At 63.3% G+C, this 17,757-nt stretch carries 17 protein-coding genes and 1 tRNA gene; 9 read left to right on the plus strand and 9 right to left on the minus strand.

From position 1 onward, the window contains the following. Positions 1-224: 224 nt before the first annotated feature. A complete protein-coding gene (gene tsaD, locus DFR43_RS08575; RefSeq protein ID WP_133597684.1) occupies positions 225-1,280 on the minus strand; it encodes a tRNA (adenosine(37)-N6)-threonylcarbamoyltransferase complex transferase subunit TsaD in 1,056 nt (351 codons plus the stop codon). A gap of 63 nt (positions 1,281-1,343) precedes the next feature. Here tsaD and DFR43_RS08580 point away from each other — a divergent pair, with 63 nt between their 5' ends. The 9 genes from DFR43_RS08580 (at position 1,344) to cobA (ending at position 13,648) form a co-directional block, all read left to right on the plus strand. Then, positions 1,344-2,624, plus strand: coding sequence for a nitrate regulatory protein (locus DFR43_RS08580; RefSeq protein ID WP_133597686.1), 1,281 nt, complete (start codon positions 1,344-1,346; stop codon positions 2,622-2,624). 275 nt (positions 2,625-2,899) lie between these two features. Then, positions 2,900-4,180, plus strand: coding sequence for a CmpA/NrtA family ABC transporter substrate-binding protein (locus tag DFR43_RS08585; protein ID WP_133597688.1), 1,281 nt, complete (start codon positions 2,900-2,902; stop codon positions 4,178-4,180). Between the two features lie 20 nt (positions 4,181-4,200). Continuing rightward, the gene (gene ntrB, locus DFR43_RS08590) at positions 4,201-5,145 is read left to right on the plus strand and encodes a nitrate ABC transporter permease (protein WP_133597690.1); all 945 of its coding nucleotides are present in this window, start codon (positions 4,201-4,203) and stop codon (positions 5,143-5,145) included. Then, the gene (locus tag DFR43_RS08595; RefSeq protein ID WP_133597692.1) at positions 5,142-5,945 is read left to right on the plus strand and encodes an ABC transporter ATP-binding protein; all 804 of its coding nucleotides are present in this window, start codon (positions 5,142-5,144) and stop codon (positions 5,943-5,945) included. Before ntrB ends, DFR43_RS08595 begins: the two co-directional genes overlap by 4 nt. A 53-nt stretch (positions 5,946-5,998) precedes the next feature. Further along, positions 5,999-8,512, plus strand: a complete 2,514-nt coding sequence (nirB, locus tag DFR43_RS08600; RefSeq protein WP_133597694.1) for a nitrite reductase large subunit NirB — start codon at positions 5,999-6,001, stop codon at positions 8,510-8,512. Next, on the plus strand, positions 8,509-8,901 hold the full coding sequence (gene nirD, locus DFR43_RS08605) for a nitrite reductase small subunit NirD (RefSeq protein WP_133597696.1): 393 nt from the start codon (positions 8,509-8,511) through the stop codon (positions 8,899-8,901). Before nirB ends, nirD begins: the two co-directional genes overlap by 4 nt. A gap of 70 nt (positions 8,902-8,971) precedes the next feature. Beyond that, positions 8,972-11,842, plus strand: a complete 2,871-nt coding sequence (locus tag DFR43_RS08610) for a nitrate reductase (protein ID WP_133597862.1) — start codon at positions 8,972-8,974, stop codon at positions 11,840-11,842. Positions 11,843-11,876: 34 nt separating this feature from the next. After that, positions 11,877-12,827 carry a DNA-binding protein YbiB gene (ybiB, locus tag DFR43_RS08615; protein WP_133597699.1) on the plus strand — a complete coding sequence of 317 codons (951 nt, stop codon included), beginning with the start codon at positions 11,877-11,879 and terminating at the stop codon, positions 12,825-12,827. Further along, complete coding sequence (gene cobA / locus DFR43_RS08620; RefSeq protein WP_133597701.1) at positions 12,824-13,648, plus strand: uroporphyrinogen-III C-methyltransferase; 825 nt, start codon at positions 12,824-12,826, stop codon at positions 13,646-13,648. Before ybiB ends, cobA begins: the two co-directional genes overlap by 4 nt. A 90-nt stretch (positions 13,649-13,738) precedes the next feature. On the opposite strand, the gene DFR43_RS08625 is transcribed toward cobA, so the two are convergent. The 8 genes from DFR43_RS08625 to rpmJ all read right to left on the minus strand — a co-directional run bounded on the left by DFR43_RS08625 (position 13,739) and on the right by rpmJ (position 17,749). Continuing rightward, positions 13,739-14,305 (minus strand): chorismate--pyruvate lyase family protein, encoded by a 567-nt coding sequence (locus DFR43_RS08625; RefSeq protein ID WP_164499720.1) that lies wholly within the window; start codon positions 14,303-14,305, stop codon positions 13,739-13,741. A gap of 67 nt (positions 14,306-14,372) precedes the next feature. Beyond that, a tRNA-Met gene (locus DFR43_RS08630) sits at positions 14,373-14,449 on the minus strand. 24 nt (positions 14,450-14,473) lie between these two features. After that, positions 14,474-14,869 (minus strand): 50S ribosomal protein L17, encoded by a 396-nt coding sequence (rplQ, locus tag DFR43_RS08635; RefSeq protein WP_133597705.1) that lies wholly within the window; start codon positions 14,867-14,869, stop codon positions 14,474-14,476. Positions 14,870-14,943: 74 nt separating this feature from the next. Beyond that, on the minus strand, positions 14,944-15,930 hold the full coding sequence (locus DFR43_RS08640; RefSeq protein WP_133597707.1) for a DNA-directed RNA polymerase subunit alpha: 987 nt from the start codon (positions 15,928-15,930) through the stop codon (positions 14,944-14,946). A 108-nt stretch (positions 15,931-16,038) separates the two neighbouring features. Beyond that, positions 16,039-16,662 (minus strand): 30S ribosomal protein S4, encoded by a 624-nt coding sequence (rpsD, locus tag DFR43_RS08645; RefSeq protein ID WP_133597709.1) that lies wholly within the window; start codon positions 16,660-16,662, stop codon positions 16,039-16,041. A gap of 170 nt (positions 16,663-16,832) precedes the next feature. After that, positions 16,833-17,234: a 30S ribosomal protein S11 gene (rpsK, locus tag DFR43_RS08650; RefSeq protein ID WP_133597711.1), complete on the minus strand. Its 402-nt coding sequence runs from the start codon at positions 17,232-17,234 to the stop codon at positions 16,833-16,835. A 17-nt stretch (positions 17,235-17,251) separates the two neighbouring features. Continuing rightward, the gene (gene rpsM / locus DFR43_RS08655) at positions 17,252-17,617 is read right to left on the minus strand and encodes a 30S ribosomal protein S13 (protein ID WP_133597713.1); all 366 of its coding nucleotides are present in this window, start codon (positions 17,615-17,617) and stop codon (positions 17,252-17,254) included. A gap of 18 nt (positions 17,618-17,635) precedes the next feature. After that, a complete protein-coding gene (gene rpmJ / locus DFR43_RS08660; protein ID WP_072242940.1) occupies positions 17,636-17,749 on the minus strand; it encodes a 50S ribosomal protein L36 in 114 nt (37 codons plus the stop codon). Between the last annotated feature and the right edge of the window lie 8 nt (positions 17,750-17,757).

The following is a 17,757-nucleotide window of genomic DNA, read 5'->3' on the forward strand; positions in this document are numbered from 1 at the left end:
CGTCAACCCCGCCACGGCCAGACCCCGGCCCATCACCCCCATCCAGGAACGCCGCCCCAGCCGCGGCATCCCCCACACACGCGAGGTCTTGCTCATCTTCACACGCATCACTGCTCCCAACATCATGTCGCCAACCCCGAGCCAGGCGCGGGGCGCGCCAGTTTACTGCACCGCATCACGGGCGATGTAAAGCGGGCGATGTAAAGCACGCACTTCGGCGCCACTCAGGCCGAGAGTTCAGCCAGCGGCCAGCGGGGCCGCACATCAAACGCATAGGAACCGCCCACCCGGCGGTCAGCCGCGGCAAGCGGCACCAAGCCCGCTTGCAGGCGCATGCCCGCTGCCAGGGCGATCATGGCCCCGTTGTCGGTACACAGATGCAGCTCCGGGTAGTGCACCCTCACACCGGCGCGGGCGCAGGCCGCATCGAGCTGCTGCCGCAACAGCGCATTGGCCCCGACGCCACCGGCCACGACCAGGCGTCGCAGCCCGGTGCGCTGCAGGGCCGTCATGGACTTGCGAACCAGCACCTCCACGATCGCCGCCTGCGTGGCCGCTGCCAGATCGGCCTTGCGCGCCTCCAGCGCGTCACCCAGCTTGCGAACCTGCGTCAGCACCGCCGTCTTGAGACCGGCAAAAGAAAAATCCAAATCGCCACTGTGCAGCAAGGGGCGCGGCAAAGCGAAGGCCTGGGCATCGCCCTGCTGCGCCAGGCGCGACAAGGCCGGCCCACCGGGATAGCCCAGACCGAGCAGCTTGGCCGATTTGTCAAACGCCTCGCCCGCAGCATCATCGATGGTCTCGCCCAACAGCTCATAACGCCCCACGCCGTCCACGCGCATGAGCTGGGTGTGCCCCCCAGACACCAGCAAGGCCACGAAAGGAAAGGCAGGCGGATCGGCGCTGAGAAAAGGCGAGAGCAAATGCCCTTCGAGGTGGTGGACGCCCAGCGTAGGCCGTCCCAACGCCGCAGCCATCGCGCAGGCCACGCCCGCGCCCACCAGCAGGGCCCCGGCCAACCCCGGCCCGCGGGTGTAGGCGATCCAGTCCAGCGCCTGCAGCGTCGTGCCCGCCTGCCTCAACACCGCTTCGGTCAGCGGCAGCACGCGGCGGATGTGATCTCGACTGGCCAGCTCAGGCACCACCCCGCCATAGGCCCGATGCATGTCGATCTGGCTGTGCAAGGCGTGCCCCAGCAGGCGCGGCACTGCGCCCGCGCCGGTTTCCACCAGCGCCACCCCCGTCTCGTCACAGGAGGACTCGATACCCAAAATCAGCATGGCGTTAGTGTAAGGGGCCATTCTTGCCCACAACGGCATAAATGTTGCTATGCAGCATATTGAATGAATGCCCCTGCCCCCAAAACCAGCCTGTGTTTTTTGCTGGCGGCCAAACGCTGCGAGATGGCCGACCTGCAACAACTCGCACAGACCAGCGGCCTGGTTCGCCGGACCGCCGCGCTGATTCATGAATTGCAACGTGAGCGCGGGCTGTCCAACCTCTACGCCGCCTCGCTCGGGCAAGCCTTTGTCGCCGAACGCCGTTTGCAACTGGCCCGCAGCGACGCGGCCAGCACGGCCCTGCGCGCTGGCTTCGACACGCTGGACACCGCCCCCCCTCGGCATGGAGCCCGTCTGTACAGCCGAATCGCTTTTGCCCTTCACGGGCTAGAAACATTGCCGCGACTGCGCCTTGAAGTCGAAGGACTGCGCGCACCGCCTGCATCGCTGACGGCCGCCTATACCCGGCTGATCGCCAGCTTGCTCGCAGTCGTCTTCGAGGCGGCAGACACAGCCACCGATCTGGCTCTGTCGCGCCGACTGGTGGCCCTGTTCCACCTGATGCAAGGCAAAGAGCTGGCCGGACAGGAACGGGCAACCGGTTCGGCCATGCTGGCCACCGGACGGGCAGACGGGGATGCCCAGCAACGCTTGCTGCACCTCATCGAATCCCAAGACCGCTGCCTGCAGGTGTTTGAAACCTTTGCTGATGAAGAAATACTCGCTCTGTGGCAAGCAAGTCGTTCTGCGCCGTTGCAGGCCGACATCGAGCGCCTGCGTCGCCAGCTGTGCAACACCCCACCCGGACAACCGCTGGACAGCCAGCGCAGCGCCACCTGGTTCGACACCTGCAGCCAGCGCATGGATGAAATGCGCCAAGTGGAAGAGCGGCTCACCGACAGCTTGGTCGAACAATGCCAAAGCCGGCTGAGACGCGTCGCTGACGAAATGCACGAGATCCAAGCCCTCCAGGCCCGGCTCGACGGCGACGCCAGTGCGCTCGACGATCACGCTGCGGCGCCACTGTTCCACGCGCCTGATCCAGCAGCCCCCAATCCCGCGCCGCCCATAGGGCTGGCGCTGGAGAAGTCGGTCCTGGAACTGGTGCAGGATCAGGCCACGCGCTTGCAGGCGCTATCGGCCGAACTGGAAACGGTGCGCGCCAGCCTGAACGAACGCAAGCTCATCGAGCGTGCCAAAGGACTGCTGATGGCCCATCAGCAACTCAGCGAAGAAGCTGCACACAAAGCCCTGCGCGACCTGGCGATGCGCCAGAACAAACGCATGGTCGATGTGGCAGAAGCCGTGCTGTCGATGGCGTCCCTGCTCTCCCCTCGGAACTGACGCACCAAGCCCGTGCAACGTCCCGGTTTGGTTCAGGCTTTTCCCCATTCACGGGCACCGCAGATGCGTTAACCATCCTCATCTGGCCATCCGACCGCAATTTACTGCTTGGCATGAAAGCTGCTTGTGCTCTGACAGAAACTTGAGCCAACGGCGGCGCAAGTCAACAAGCAACGCAAGCACCAGGACAACGGCGTCCCCGACCCCCTCGATGGGTGTGTCGTGGACGCCGTTCGTGTTTGCACGATCCGCATCTCTCATTTGCAGGAGCAGCCATGACCGTCCTTCCAACCGCCACCGCCGCGTCCCATCCCGATCGAGCCGATGGCCTCACCCGGCGCGACGCCTTGCGCCAAGGGATCGCATTGAGCGGCGGGGCATTGTTCGCCAGCCTGGGGCACCATGGCGTGTGGGCCGCCGGCTCCGACGCCCCCGAAAAGAAAGAAGTCCGTATCGGCTTCATTCCCTTGACAGACTGCGCCAGCGTGGTGATGGCCTCTGTACTGGGTTTCGACGAAAAATACGGCGTCAAGATCATCCCGACCAAAGAAGCGAGTTGGCCCGGCGTGCGCGACAAACTCGTCAACGGCGAACTTGACCTCGCCCACGTGCTATATGGCCTGGTTTATGGCGTGCACATGGGCACCGCCGGCCCTAAAAAAGACATGGCGGTGCTCATGACGCTCAACCGCAACGGCCAGGCCATCACCCTGAGCCGACGTCTGGCCGACGCTGGTGCACGCAACGTCAACGAACTGGCCAAATTGATGGCCTCAGACCGGCGCGAATACACCTTTGCTCAGACCTTTCCCACTGGTACGCATGCCATGTGGCTGTACTACTGGCTGGCCTCGGCCGGCATCCACCCTCTGCGCGACAGCAAAGTCATCACCGTTCCCCCGCCACAGATGGTGGCCAACATGCGGGTAGGCAATATGGACGGCTTCTGTGTCGGCGAACCGTGGAACCACCGCGCCATCCTCGACGGCATTGGGGTCACGGCTGCCACCACGCAAGATGTCTGGAAGGACCACCCGGAGAAAGTGTTGGGCGCCACGGCCGAATTCGTCCAGAAGAACCCCAATACCTGTCGCGCCGTCATGGCAGCCATTCTGGAGGCCAGCCGCTGGATTGACGCCGGACTGCAGAACAAACTGCGCATGGCTGAAACCATTGCCGCTCGCGCCTATGTCAACACCAGCGTCGATGCCATCAACCAGCGCATCCTGGGACGCTACCAAAACGGGCTGGGACGCACCTGGGATGACCCTGATCACATGAAGTTCTACGACGGCGGCGCCGTCAACTTCCCCTATCTGAGCGATGGCATGTGGTTCCTCACCCAGCACAAGCGCTGGGGCCTGATCAAAGAACACCCGGACTATTTGAAGATCGCGCGGGAAATCAACCGCATCGATCTGTACCGGCAGGCCGCCACCGCCACACAGACCCCTTTGCCCCCCAGTGAAATGCGCAGCAGCAAGCTGATGGATGGCGTGGTGTGGGACGGCAAAGAGCCCGCCCGATACGCCGACAGTTTCACCGTGCGCGCCTGATCGCGCAACAGGAGCCTTCCATGGTCAGCGCCACCCTCAAAACCAGGCTGGAAGCGGTCGATGCCCCAGCCCAACCTGCAACGCTTCATCCCATCAAGGCCAGTCTCCCCACGTGCTCAGGGGAGGAACGCCATCCCCCTCCACGTCTCGATACGCCCTACCCTGAGCGTACCTACCGGGTCCAGCCCGGAGAATTGGTCAACCGGATCGTGCCACCGTTGCTCGGCCTAGCCCTGCTCGTGGGGCTATGGTATTTGGTATCGGTATCCAGCGGCAGCGGCATACCCACGCCGCTGCAGACCTGGCAACAAGCCCAGGCCATTTTTGCCGACCCTTTCTACCAAAACGGCCCCAATGACCAAGGAATAGGCTGGAACGTGCTGATGTCTCTGCAACGCGTGGGGATGGGCTTCGGGCTGGCGGCATTGGTTGGCATCCCCCTGGGCTTTGCAATCGGCCGCTTCGACTTCCTGGGCCGCATGTTCAACCCCATCATCAGCCTGTTGCGCCCGGTCTCGCCTCTGGCTTGGTTGCCCATCGGCTTGTTGGTCTTCAAAGGCGCGAACCCGGCGGCCATTTGGACCATTTTCATCTGCTCGATCTGGCCGATGGTGATCAACACCGCCGTGGGGGTACAGCGGGTTCCACAGGACTACCTCAACGTCGCCCGCGTATTGGACCTGAGCGAATGGAAAGTGATCACCCGCATCCTGCTGCCTGCCGTGCTGCCCTACATGCTTACCGGCGTCCGGCTGGCCGTCGGCACGGCCTGGCTCGTCATCGTTGCCGCCGAGATGCTGACCGGCGGCGTCGGCATCGGCTTCTGGGTATGGGACGAGTGGAACAACCTGAACGTGACCAACATCATCGTCGCCATCTTCGTGATCGGCACCGTCGGTCTGGTGCTGGAACAGGCCCTGATCAAACTCGCCACGGCATTCACATTCGAGGAAGTGAAGTCATGAATGAGGCCAAATACATCCAGCTCGAAGGCGTGGCCCAGACCTTCAAGACAAAAAATGGCCCGTTCGTGGCTCTGCGCAATATCGATCTGACGATTGCCAAAGGCGAATTCGTGGCCCTGATCGGACACTCCGGCTGTGGCAAATCCACCCTGCTCAATCTGATCGCCGGTCTGACGATCCCCACCGACGGCGTGCTGCTGTGCGCCGGCCGCGAAATCACTGGCCCCGGACCGGAACGCGCCATGGTGTTTCAGAACCACTCGCTGCTGCCCTGGCTGAGTTGTTTCGACAACGTGTTCCTGGGGGTGGAACGGGTCTTTGGCCCCACCGAACCTCTGGCCCGTTTGCAGGAGCGCACCCATGCCGCTCTGGAATTGGTGGGTCTGGCGCACGCAGCCTGGAAGCGGCCTGGCGAAATCTCGGGTGGCATGAAGCAGCGCGTAGGCATTGCCCGCGCCCTGGCCATGGCACCGAAGGTGCTGCTGATGGACGAGCCCTTTGGCGCACTGGATGCGCTGACCCGGGCCAAGCTCCAAGACGAGTTGCTCGACATCGTGGCCCGCACCCAGAGCACGGTGGTCATGGTCACACACGACGTGGACGAAGCCGTCTTGCTGGCCGACCGCATCGTGATGATGACCAATGGCCCGGCCGCCACGATCGGTGAAATCCTGCCGGTGACGCTTCCTCGTCCCCGCCATCGGGTCAGCTTGGCCGAGGACCCCACCTACCTGCATTGCCGCAAGGCAGTGATCGACTTTCTTTACACCCGCCAGGCCCACGTGGAAAAAGCGGCCTGAGCCGGCAACGCCCCGAAAGCGTTATGGCCTCAATGGCGAAATGGAGCTGATCCATGGACATGCAAGTCAAATCCCGCAACAAAATGAAACTGGTGATGGTCGGCAATGGGATGGCCGGCGTACGCACCCTGGAAGAGTTGCTCAAACTGGCCCCAGACCTTTACGACATCACTGTCTTCGGTGCCGAGCCGCACCCCAACTACAACCGCATCCTGCTTTCCCCCGTGCTGGCCGGCGAGCAGACGCTGGACGACATCATCCTCAATGACTGGGCATGGTACGCCGAGCACGGCATCACGCTGCATGCCGGTTGGACCGTCACCGAAGTGGACCGGCAGCGCCGCACCGTCAGCGCCAGCAACGCACAGGGCGAACACCTGCAGGTGAGCTACGACCGGTTGATCCTGGCCACCGGCTCCAACCCCTTCATCCTCCCCATCCCGGGCCACGACCTGCCGGGCGTGCTTGCATACCGCGACATCGCCGACACCCAAGCCATGATCGAAGCAGCCAGGAAATACCGGCACGCCGTGGTGATTGGCGGAGGTCTGCTTGGCCTGGAAGCGGCCAACGGCCTGATGACGCGGGGCATGGAGGTGACCGTGGTGCATGCCGCCCCTTGGCTGATGGAGCGCCAACTCGACGAAGCCGCCGGGCGCATGCTGCAAGCCGCGCTCGAATCCAGGGGGCTGAAGTTTCGCCTGCAGACGCAAACAGCGGCGCTTCTCCCCCATGAGGGAGGCCGCGTCGGAGCCGTGCTGTTCCAAAACGGCGATCAAATCCCTGCCGACCTGGTGGTGATGGCGGTGGGCATCCGCCCCAACACTGCACTGGCCGAGCGCATGCGACTGCACGTCAATCGGGGCATCGTCGTCAGCGACACCCTGCAAACCGTCACCGACCCACGCATCTACGCGGTGGGCGAATGCGCCAGTCACCGCGGCATCGCTTATGGCTTGGTGGCCCCCCTGTTCGAGCAGGCCAAAGTGCTGGCCAACCATCTGGCCGAATTCGGCATCGGTCGGTACGCGGGTTCACAAACATCCACCAAGCTGAAAGTCACTGGCATCGACCTGTTTTCCGCAGGCAACTTCATGGGGGGCGCCGGCTGCGAGGAAATCCTGCTGAGCGACCCTGTGGGTGGCATCTACAAAAAACTCGTCATTCAAGGCGATCGCCTCGTGGGCGCCTGTCTGTATGGTGACACCGCAGACGGTGCGTGGTACTTCAAACTGCTGCGCGAAGGCCGCCATATTGGGGACTTGCGCGACCGGCTCATGTTTGGTGAATCGAACCTTGGTGACACGGGCCACCAAGGTCACCAACAGGCCGCCGCCATGGCCGACAGCGATGAAGTCTGTGGCTGCAACGGCGTGACCAAAGGTGCCATCTGCCAAGCCATCCGTGACAAAGGGCTATTCACGCTGGAAGATGTGCGCAAACACACCAAGGCCAGCGCGTCCTGTGGCTCTTGCACCGGGCTGGTTGAGCAATTGCTCATGTTCACCGCTGGCGGCGACTACAGCGCCGCGCCCAAGAAAAAAGCCTTGTGTGGCTGTACCGACCACAGCCATCAGGAGGTGCGTGATGCCATCCGCGAGCGCCGACTGCTGACCATTGCGGACACCTTCGCCACCCTGGGCTGGAAAACCCCGAACGGCTGTGCCACCTGCCGCCCAGCGGTCAATTACTATCTGATCAGCACCTGGCCTCAGGAAGCCAAGGACGATCCCCAGAGCCGGTTCATCAACGAACGCAGCCACGCCAACATCCAGAAAGACGGCACGTACAGCGTGGTGCCTCGCATGTGGGGCGGGGAAACCAGCGCCGCCGAATTGCGCCGTATCGCCGACGTGGTGGACAAGTACCAAATCCCCACCGTCAAGGTCACCGGCGGCCAGCGCATCGACCTGTTGGGTGTGAAAAAGGAAGACCTCATCCACGTCTGGCGCGACTTGGGCATGCCCAGCGGACACGCTTACGCCAAGGCGTTGCGCACCGTCAAGACCTGCGTCGGCAGCGAATGGTGCCGTATGGGCACTCAGGACTCGACCCAGATGGGCAAAGACCTCGAGCGCGCACTGTGGCGCATGTATGCGCCCCACAAGGTCAAGCTCGCCGTCAGCGGCTGCCCCCGCAACTGTGCGGAGGCGGGCATCAAAGACGTGGGCATCATTGGTGTCGATTCGGGCTGGGAGATTTACATCGCCGGCAACGGCGGCATCAAGACCGAGGTGGCCCACTTTCTGTGCAAGGTCAAGACCGCCAGCGAAGTGCTGGAGTACACCGGTGCCTTTCTGGAGCTGTACCGTCAGGAAGGCTGGTATCTGGAGCGCACCTGTCACTACGTGGCGCGCGTGGGTCTCGCCCACATCAAGGCAAAGATCCTGGACGACCCAGCGGGCCGCAAAGGCCTCTGGGAGCGGCTGCAAGCCGCTCTTGAAGGTCAACCCGATCCCTGGGTGGAATTTGCCCAGGCCGCGGTGGACCTTCGGCAGTTTGAACCTGTGATCTGCGTCACCCCGCCCTCCACCCCAGAAACCCGTAGCCAAGGAGCCCTGGCATGACCGCCCAACCCCCCGAATGGACATACATCTGCCGGATCGACGATATTCCCGTGCTCGGGTCGCGCCGGGTAGCACGCCCCCGCGGGCTCGATATCGCCCTGTTCCGCAACGCCGACGACGAAGTCTTCGCCCTGCTCGATCGCTGCCCCCATAAAGGGGGGCCACTGAGTCAAGGCATGGTTTTTGGCCACAGCGTGGCCTGCCCGCTGCACAACTGGACCATCGGCCTGCGCGACGGACAAGCCGCTGCACCGGACGAAGGCTGTACCCCGCACTTCCGCGTTCAGATCCAAAACGGTGAAGTGTGGATGGATGCTCAGGAACTGGCCCACCATGCCACCGACCTCTCGCGCCCGGTCGCGGGCCCCCGGACACGATGCCACCCATGACCTGACGCATCCCCAGTGTCTTTTGGAAGATATCCCCGTGAGAACCCCACCCCCCTCGAACACCCTCCCCCTGCGGACCACCCGCTCCACCTGCCCCTACTGCGGCGTGGGTTGCGGGGTGCTGATCGACAGCGTGAGCGAGCGGATCGTCGGGGTGCGTGGCGACCCGGACCATCCCGCCAATCGCGGGCGGCTATGTACCAAGGGCTCCACCCTGCACCACACCGCAGACCCGGCGGTTGCCGCGCAGGTCCGCTTGCTGCAACCGATGCGCCGTGACCGACGAGGCAGCGCCCCGCAACCCTTACGCTGGGACCAGGCCCTGGACTGGGCCGCCAACCGATTGGCCGAGATCGTGTGCCGTCATGGCCCCGACGCCGTGGGCTTCTACATCAGCGGACAGCTGCTCACCGAAGACTATTACGTGTTCAACAAACTCGCCAAAGGGTTGTTAGGCACCAACAACATCGACACCAACTCCCGCTTGTGCATGAGCAGCGCCGTGGCCGCTTACAAGCTCACACTGGGAGCCGACGCCCCGCCGGCCTGCTACGCCGACATCGACCATGCCCACTGTCTATTCATCGCAGGCAGCAATACTGCCTGGGCTCATCCGGTGTTGTTTCGTCGCATCGAAACGGCCAAAGCCCGACGGCCCGAGATGCGCATCATCGTGGCCGACCCGCGCCGCACCGACACCGCCAGTCTGGCCGATCTGTATCTGCCGCTCCAACCCGGCACCGACGTGATGCTCTTTCATGGATTGCTGCACATCATGCTGACCGAAGGCTGGGTGGACAGCACCTACATCGAACAGCACACCACCGGTTTTACCGAACTGCGCCAACTGGTACAGAGCTACACCCCTGCTGCCGTGGCACAGGTCTGCGGCCTGTCCCCGGACAATCTTTACACCGCTGCCCGCTGGTTCGCGGGCGTCCCCGATGGTAAACCAGCCACCTCGCTTCCCAGCGCGCAGCGACTACCTACCCTCAGCCTCTATTGCCAGGGGCTGAACCAGTCCAGCAGCGGCACCGACAAAAACGCCTGTCTCATCAACCTGCACCTGGCCTGCGGCCAAATCGGGCGCCCGGGCGCTGGACCGTTTTCTCTGACGGGTCAACCCAACGCCATGGGCGGACGCGAAGTCGGCGGCCTGGCCAATCTGCTCAGCGCCCATCGCGATCTGTCCAACCCTGCCCACCGGGCTGAAATGGCTGCTCTATGGCAATTGCTCCCTGGCACCGATCTGCCCGCTTTGCCTGGCAAGACCGCCGTCGAGATGTTCGAAGCCGCGGCCGACGGTCAGATCAAAGCCTTGTGGATCGCCTGCACCAACCCGGCCCAGTCCATGCCTGACCAGGCCACCGTGCGCCGCGCGCTGCAACGGGCTGAACTGGTCATCGTGCAGGAGGCCTTTGCCACCTCTGCCACTTGCGACTGGGCCGACCTGCTGCTGCCCGCCACCACCTGGGGAGAAAAAGAAGGCACCGTCACCAACAGCGAACGGTGCATCAGCCGCGTAAGAGCCGCCGTCCCTCCGCCACGTGCCGCCGATGGCACAGGCCCGCGACACGACTGGCGCATCGTGGTCGATCTGGCCCGTCGGTTGGAGCAGCGTTTGCCACGGCGCAGCCATGGCACCTTGTTCCCGTACGACAACCCGCAAGCGATCTGGAACGAGCATCGGGAAAGCACCCGTGGCCGGGATCTGGACATCACCGGCCTGAGCTACACCATTTTGGAAACCGCACCTCAACAGTGGCCCTTCCCCGAAGGACGAAGCACCGGGACACCGCGCCTGTATGAAGATGGTCGCTTTCCCACTGCCGACGGCCGTGCCCGGTTTGTCGCCTCCCCTTATCGCCCACCCGCAGAGGACCGGAGTGCGCGATACCCCTATGCCATGACCACAGGTCGCCTGCGCGACCAATGGCACGGCATGAGTCGCACCGGCACGCTCGGCACCTTGTTCGGCCATATTCCCGAACCCCAATTGTGGATGCACCCGCAAGACATGGCTGAATCGGGGCTGAAACCCGGACAGCTCGTGCGCGTGCAAAGCGCGCGCGGCAGCCTCGTGCTGCCTGCCCACCCCTCCCATGAACTGCATCGCCGTCAGTGCTTCGTCCCCATGCACTGGGGCAGTGAGCACATCGGCGGACGCTCGGACGAAGGCACGGCACTGGCCGGTGTCAATGGCCTCACCACGTCAGCTTTCTGTCCGCAAGCCAAGCAGCCAGAGCTCAAACACACCGCCGTCCGCATTGACCCCGTCTATCTGCCCTGGACCGTACAAGCCCTCGCCTGGCTGCCCGCCCACAGCGCTTTGCTGACCTTGCGCCAGTTGCGCCCGCTGCTCACCCAATTCGATTACGCCGTTTGCGTTCCCTTTGCGCCCCCCTCTGCTCAAGCGCCTGCATCGAACACACCTGTTGGTTTGTGGTTCCAAGCGGCTCATGCGCAAGCCCCTGAGCCGACGTTGTCGTGGCTGGAGCCTCTGTGCGCAGCCTTGCAGCTCGATCACCCTGAAACCCTGCGCTACGACGATGCGCCGCGTCAGCAGCACCGTCGCATCCGCTTGACCGGCCCCGAAGGCCGACACCTGCAAAGCTTTCTGTTCTCAGGCGACAGTCGCTCTGCCACCTGGTTGTCACACCTGCTGCGCGACACCACCCCCTGCCCCTTCACGGGCCCCATCTTGCTGCAATCCATTCAACGCCCTCCTGGCAAGCTACCCGTCCAACGCGGCAAAACCATCTGCAATTGCCTGGGTGTGACCGAGGCCGCCATTCTCGACTGCCTGGCGGGGCTGGATTGCGCCGCCAGCGAGCATCTGCACATCCTGCAAACACGTCTGGGCTGCGGCACCCAATGCGGTTCCTGCCTGCCCGAACTCAAACGACTGACCCATCAGCAGTCAAACAATCTTTCTATATAACCTAAATTTATCAAAAAAACCTCACAATTAAGAAATGGGCATTTCGGTTTACCTCAAAGACATCGGTCGCGGCAAAGATGGCGCCCGATCTTTGGACCGCACCCAGTCCGCCGATCTGATGGGCCGCATTCTGGATGGTGAAGTCAGTGATTTGGAACTTGGCGCCTTCTGCATTGCCATGCGCGTCAAAGGCGAAACACCTCTGGAACTGGCTGGATTTCTTGATGCCATCCACGCGCGCCTACCCAGCGTCTCGGCTACCGATGTGCCGACCGTGGTACTGCCCAGCTACAACGGGGCGCGCAAATTGCCGGTGCTCACGCCGCTGCTGGCTTTGCTGCTGGCCCGCTGTGGCCTGCGCGTCCTGATTCATGGCCAGTCACAAGATCCAGACCGGATCACATCCGCCGAAATCCTGCGCAGTCTGCATGCCCAAGGCGTCAGCGGCATTCACTGGCCCAATCGCTTGCAGGAACTCCCCCCCTCGGTTGGCATTGCGTTTCTCCCGACCCACACCCTGCTCCCAGCTTTGCAAAAGCTGCTGGACGTGCGTCGCACCATTGGGTTGCGCAACAGCGCCCACAGCTTGGTCAAACTCATGCAGCCTGTACCCGCTGCTGTGCTGGTCACCAGTTACACCCACCCCGAATACCTGCACAGCATGAGCGCCCTGTTTCGCCTCAGCGGTCAGACCGCCTTGCTGCTGCGCGGAACAGAAGGCGAACCCGTCGCCGATCCTCGCCGCACTCCCCAGATGACGTTGTTTCATGCCGGCCAGAGTCGCACCGTACAACCCGCGCAAACCGGACCACTGGCCGACCTGCCTGAACTCCCCCCGGGCACCGACATTGCGCGGACGGCGGCTTACATCCGCGCTGTCCTGGATAGAACCTTGCCCACGCCTTTACCGATCGCCCTGCAAGTCCACCATTTGTGTGATGTCTGCCGGCTTTCTCCCACCCTTGCCCTGGAGTCAGCACCATGAGCACGCCGACCATCGCCCATCCGCCCTCTGCCGGTTCCGTCACCCTCGTTGGCGCCGGCCCTGGCGACCCGGAATTGCTCACCCTCAAAGCCGTGCGGGCAATCGCTTCGGCCACCGTCTTGCTGGTGGACGATCTGGTCAATGAGGCCGTCCTCGCCCACGCCCAACCCCGTGCGCGTGTCATCCCTGTGGGCAAACGCGGCGGCTGCGCGTCCACCCCGCAAGCCTTCATCGAAAAGCTGATGATCCAGCAGGCCCAGGCGGGTGAAACGGTGGTTCGCCTCAAGGGCGGCGACCCCTTCATCTTTGGCCGTGGCGGTGAGGAGGTCGAACATCTGCGCGCTGCTGGCGTGGAGGTTCGGGTGATCAATGGCATCACGGCCGGTCTGGCGGCGGCAACCAGCCTGCATGTACCGCTGACCCATCGCGACCATGCCCACGGCGTGGTGTTCGTCACCGGCCATGCCAAGCCCGGCGACCCAGGCACCGACTGGGCCACCCTGGCACACTGCGCCGCGGCCGCGCGGCTGACCCTGGTCATCTACATGGGCGTGACCAGCGTGGCACACATCCAAGACGGCCTGCTCCAAGGGCTTCCCGCCGACACCCCCGTGGCCATCGTTCAGCATGCCACGCTGCCCCAGCAGCGACACGCCGTGGCCACGCTGGACCGGCTGACCCAGACTTTGAACGATCACGCCCTCGGCAGCCCTGCCATCATCGTCGTGGGTGATGTGCTGCAAGGGCTGCAGGCCACCACCACTGCCACTGTGAGCTCGTCTGACACCACGGCGATGCCACCTTGGCCACTGGCGGCCTGAGCCAGCGCCTGAAAACGCCCGAGCGCCTGCCACGCGCACGCCGCTCCCCTGTTTTCGCTTCGTCCCAAGCACGCCCCATGCCATGCCGTGTCATCCACGGGCATGGGAAGCCGCCGGCGGCTCAACGGCATCGGTCCACAGAGGCGCCTCGAAAGCTTCGGTCAGCATCAGCCACGCCCCCTGGCGCTCGTACCAGGTGCGCCGCGTGGGCCGACAACGTTCGCCATCCTGCTGCGCCATGGGGGATGCCGGCGCTGGCGAAGTCCAGGCAAAACGCCGCTCGCCGCGAACGCCATCGCCATCCGCAAACAATCGCTCGCCCAATGGGCGGCTGCCCAACGCCCCCAACTCATGCCACGGGTTGCCAGGGTGCCAATCTGGGATCACGGTGCGGGCATGGACCAAAGGCACCCCGCGGCTGTGCAAGCACACCTCGCGCACCCAGCAAGGGGCCATCCCTCGGTCCGACAAACCCTCCCATTCATCGGCCTGGGGCTCGAGCACCCCTTCGTCGAGCACCCGGACCGTCACTTCGGCAAAGCAACGCCGCAAGCGCTGCGTGACGGAACCCGGCTCGTGCAGCCACGTCCAGGCCGCCCTGGCCCAGGGCTGCGCGGCCAATGCGGCTTCGGTCAACCAGGGTGTCTGCGGCAGCACGGAGCAATCCCCACAACGGCTTGCGCCCAGAAAAAAACCCTCTGCGCTGGCAGAGGGTTTCTGAATATGGTTGCGGAGGCAAGATTTGAACTTGCGACCTTTGGGTTATGAGCCCAACGAGCTACCAGGCTGCTCCACTCCGCGTCAAGACTGTTATTCTAGCACGATTTACTCGGCTGCTGCAACCTCTTCGGCCGGTTTTTCCTCGGCGCGGTCCACCAGCTCGATCAGGGCCATCGGGGCGTTGTCACCCACGCGGAAACCCATCTTCAGAATGCGGGTGTAGCCGCCTGGACGCGCCTTGAAGCGCGGGCCCAGCTCGTTGAACAGCTTGACGACCACATCGCGGTCGCGCAGGCGGTCGAAGGCCAGACGCTTGTTGGCCAGGGTCGGCTCTTTGGCCAGGGTGATCATGGGCTCGACGACGCGGCGCAGTTCCTTGGCCTTGGGCAGCGTGGTCTTGATGGCCTCGTGCGTCAGCAGCGAGTTCATCATGTTGCGCAGCATGGCCAGGCGGTGGCTGCTGGTGCGGTTGAGTTTGCGAAGTCCGTGTCCGTGACGCATGGTGATTTCCTTTCTAGTGTCACCCGCAGCCGTATCAGGTACTGCGGGGGGTCAGGGCAGTGAAAAAAACGCGATCAGTGCTTTTCCAGACCGGCGGGCGGCCAGTTTTCCAGCTTCATGCCCAGCGTCAAGCCGCGCGAAGCCAGCACTTCCTTGATTTCGTTGAGCGACTTGCGACCCAGGTTCGGGGTCTTGAGCAGCTCGTTCTCGGTGCGCTGGATCAGGTCACCGATGTAGTAAATGTTCTCGGCCTTGAGGCAGTTGGCCGACCGCACGGTCAGCTCCAGCTCGTCCACCGGGCGCAACAGGATCGGATCGAACTGCTGGGTGCTGCCCGTGGCCTTACCGACGCTGCCATCGGCACCCAGGCCATCGATCTGGGCAAACACGGCCAATTGCTCCACCAGAATCTTGGCCGCCGCACGCACGGCCTCTTCGGGCGTGATGGAGCCGTTGGTCTCGATATCCATCACCAGCTTGTCGAGATCGGTACGCTGCTCGACCCGGGCATTTTCCACCGCATAGCTCACGCGCTTGATCGGGGAAAACGACGCGTCCAGCACGATGCGCCCGATGGAGCGGGTGCTGTCGTCGCCGCGGCGCAGGTTGCCAGGCACATAACCACGGCCCTTTTCGACCTTGATCTGCATGTCCAGCTTGGCACCGGCGGCCAGCGTGGCGATGTGATGCTCGGGGTTGAGGATCTCCACATCGTGCGGCGTCTGGATGTCGGCTGCCGTGACGGGGCCTTCCCCGTCTTTGCGCAGGCTCAGCGTGACCTCGTCGCGGTTGTGCAGCTTGAACACCACCCCCTTGAGGTTGAGCAGGATGTTGACCACATCCTCCTGCACGCCATCGATCGAGGAGTACTCGTGCACCACCCCGGCAATCGTCACCTCCGTCGGGGCGTGACCCACCATGGAAGACAGCAGCACACGGCGCAAGGCGTTGCCCAGGGTGTGCCCGTAACCCCGCTCGAAGGGCTCGAGCGTCACCTCGGCACGGGTCGGCGAGAGGTGCTCGACATGGATGTTCTTGGGTTTGAGCAGGTTATTCAGCATTCGGACTTCCTTCAATACCCTCGGCTCGTTACACCGATAAGGCCGATGGAGCACAAAATCCCGGACCCCGCCAGCGGCAGAATCCGGGCTCTAGAGAGAGACTCGCGATCAACGCGAGTACAGTTCGACAATCAGCGATTCGTTGATGTCGGCGCCAAACTCATCGCGGTCCGGCACCTTCTTGAACGTGCCCTCGGCCTTGTCGGCAGACACCTCCACCCAGGCGGGGAAGCCGATCTGCTTGGCCAGTTCCAACGCCTCCTTGACGCGGGCCTGGTTGCGCGACTTCTCACGCACCGCCACCACGTCGCCAGCCTTCACCAGATAGGAGGGGATGTTGACGCTCTGCCCATTGACCAGAATGGCCTTGTGCGACACCAGTTGACGCGCTTCGGCGCGGGTCGAGGCAAAGCCCATGCGGAACACCACGTTGTCCAGTCGCGACTCCAGCAGGCTCAGCAGGTTGGAGCCGGTGTTGCCACGGCGGCGGTCGGCTTCGGCAAAGTAACGGCGGAACTGCCGCTCCAGCACGCCATACATGCGCTTGACCTTCTGCTTTTCGCGCAGTTGCAGGCCAAAGTCAGAGGTGCGCTGGCCGGAAGTGCGGCCATGCTGGCCGGGCTTGGAGTCGAACTTGGCCTTGTCACTGATGGAGCGGCGGGCGCTCTTGAGCAGCAGATCGGTGCCTTCACGGCGGGAGAGTTTGGCCTTGGGGCCGAGATAACGTGCCACGTGGATTTCCTTCTGGTTTCATCTGCCGCAGACGGGCTGCGGGAGCCGGCATCCATGGATGTCGGCGGTGGTCTTAACGACAACGCCACTGCGGCAAACCGCAGTGGCTTTCAACAAAAAGCTTTTCAGTATAGCGCCTGACGGAAAATTCCGTCAAGCCGTTCCATCCATCAAATACGGCGACGCTTTTGGGGACGGCAGCCGTTGTGAGGGATCGGCGTCACGTCAGAGATGGACGTGATGCGAATGCCCAGGGCACCCAACGCACGAACCGAGGACTCACGACCCGGGCCCGGGCCCTTGATCTCGACGTCCAGGTTCTTGATGCCCTGTTCCATGGCGGCGCGGCCAGCCACCTCGGAAGCCACCTGCGCGGCAAACGGGGTGGACTTGCGCGAGCCTTTGAAGCCTTGGCCGCCCGAAGAGGCCCAAGCCAGCGCATTGCCCTGGCGATCGGTGATGGTGATGATGGTGTTGTTGAACGACGCGTGCACGTGAGCAATGCCGTCGGCAATGTTTTTGCGGACTTTCTTGCGAACGCGGGCGGCGGCGCTGGATTGTTGCTTAGCCATGACTGTCCTTTAACCGATTATTTCTTCAGCGACTGAGCGGCCTTGCGCGGGCCCTTGCGGGTGCGCGCGTTCGTCTTGGTGCGCTGACCACGCACGGGCAGGCCACGGCGGTGGCGGAAGCCGCGGTAGCAGCCGATGTCCATCAGGCGCTTGATGTTCATCGTCACTTCACGGCGCAGGTCGCCCTCGATGGTGTAGGTGTTGACCTGGTCGCGCACCTTTTCCAGCTCGGCGTCCGTCAGATCCTTGATTTTCTTCGAGTAGTCGATGCCGCAGGCCTCGCAGATCTTGCGGGCGCGGGTACGACCAATGCCGTAAATGGCGGTCAGGCCAATTTCGGCGTGCTTGTGCGGCGGGATGTTGATACCTGCAATACGTGCCATGGTGGTCCTCTAAACGATTCAGCCTTGACGCTGCTTGTGTCGCGGGTCGGTGCAGATGACGCGCACGACGCCATGGCGACGGATGATCTTACAGTTGCGGCACATTTTCTTGACCGAAGCCGAAACTCTCATGACTTTCT

It is taken from the genome of Tepidicella xavieri (genome assembly GCF_004363315.1).
In the GTDB taxonomy this organism is placed as follows: Bacteria; Pseudomonadota; Gammaproteobacteria; order Burkholderiales; family Burkholderiaceae_C; genus Tepidicella; species Tepidicella xavieri.

Coding starts and splice junctions, on each gene's coding strand:
- ntrB (WP_133597690.1), top strand. CDS start 4,201: ATGGTCAGCGCCACCCTCAAAACCAGGCTGGAAGCGGTCGATGCCCCA.
- rpsK (WP_133597711.1), bottom strand. CDS start 17,234: ATGGCTAAGCAACAATCCAGCGCCGCCGCCCGCGTTCGCAAGAAAGTC.
- rpmJ (WP_072242940.1), bottom strand. CDS start 17,749: ATGAGAGTTTCGGCTTCGGTCAAGAAAATGTGCCGCAACTGTAAGATC.
- tsaD (WP_133597684.1), bottom strand. CDS start 1,280: ATGCTGATTTTGGGTATCGAGTCCTCCTGTGACGAGACGGGGGTGGCG.
- nirD (WP_133597696.1), top strand. CDS start 8,509: ATGACCGCCCAACCCCCCGAATGGACATACATCTGCCGGATCGACGAT.
- rpsM (WP_133597713.1), bottom strand. CDS start 17,617: ATGGCACGTATTGCAGGTATCAACATCCCGCCGCACAAGCACGCCGAA.
- DFR43_RS08640 (WP_133597707.1), bottom strand. CDS start 15,930: ATGCTGAATAACCTGCTCAAACCCAAGAACATCCATGTCGAGCACCTC.
- nirB (WP_133597694.1), top strand. CDS start 5,999: ATGGACATGCAAGTCAAATCCCGCAACAAAATGAAACTGGTGATGGTC.
- DFR43_RS08595 (WP_133597692.1), top strand. CDS start 5,142: ATGAATGAGGCCAAATACATCCAGCTCGAAGGCGTGGCCCAGACCTTC.
- DFR43_RS08580 (WP_133597686.1), top strand. CDS start 1,344: ATGAATGCCCCTGCCCCCAAAACCAGCCTGTGTTTTTTGCTGGCGGCC.
- cobA (WP_133597701.1), top strand. CDS start 12,824: ATGAGCACGCCGACCATCGCCCATCCGCCCTCTGCCGGTTCCGTCACC.
- DFR43_RS08585 (WP_133597688.1), top strand. CDS start 2,900: ATGACCGTCCTTCCAACCGCCACCGCCGCGTCCCATCCCGATCGAGCC.
- rplQ (WP_133597705.1), bottom strand. CDS start 14,869: ATGCGTCACGGACACGGACTTCGCAAACTCAACCGCACCAGCAGCCAC.
- ybiB (WP_133597699.1), top strand. CDS start 11,877: ATGGGCATTTCGGTTTACCTCAAAGACATCGGTCGCGGCAAAGATGGC.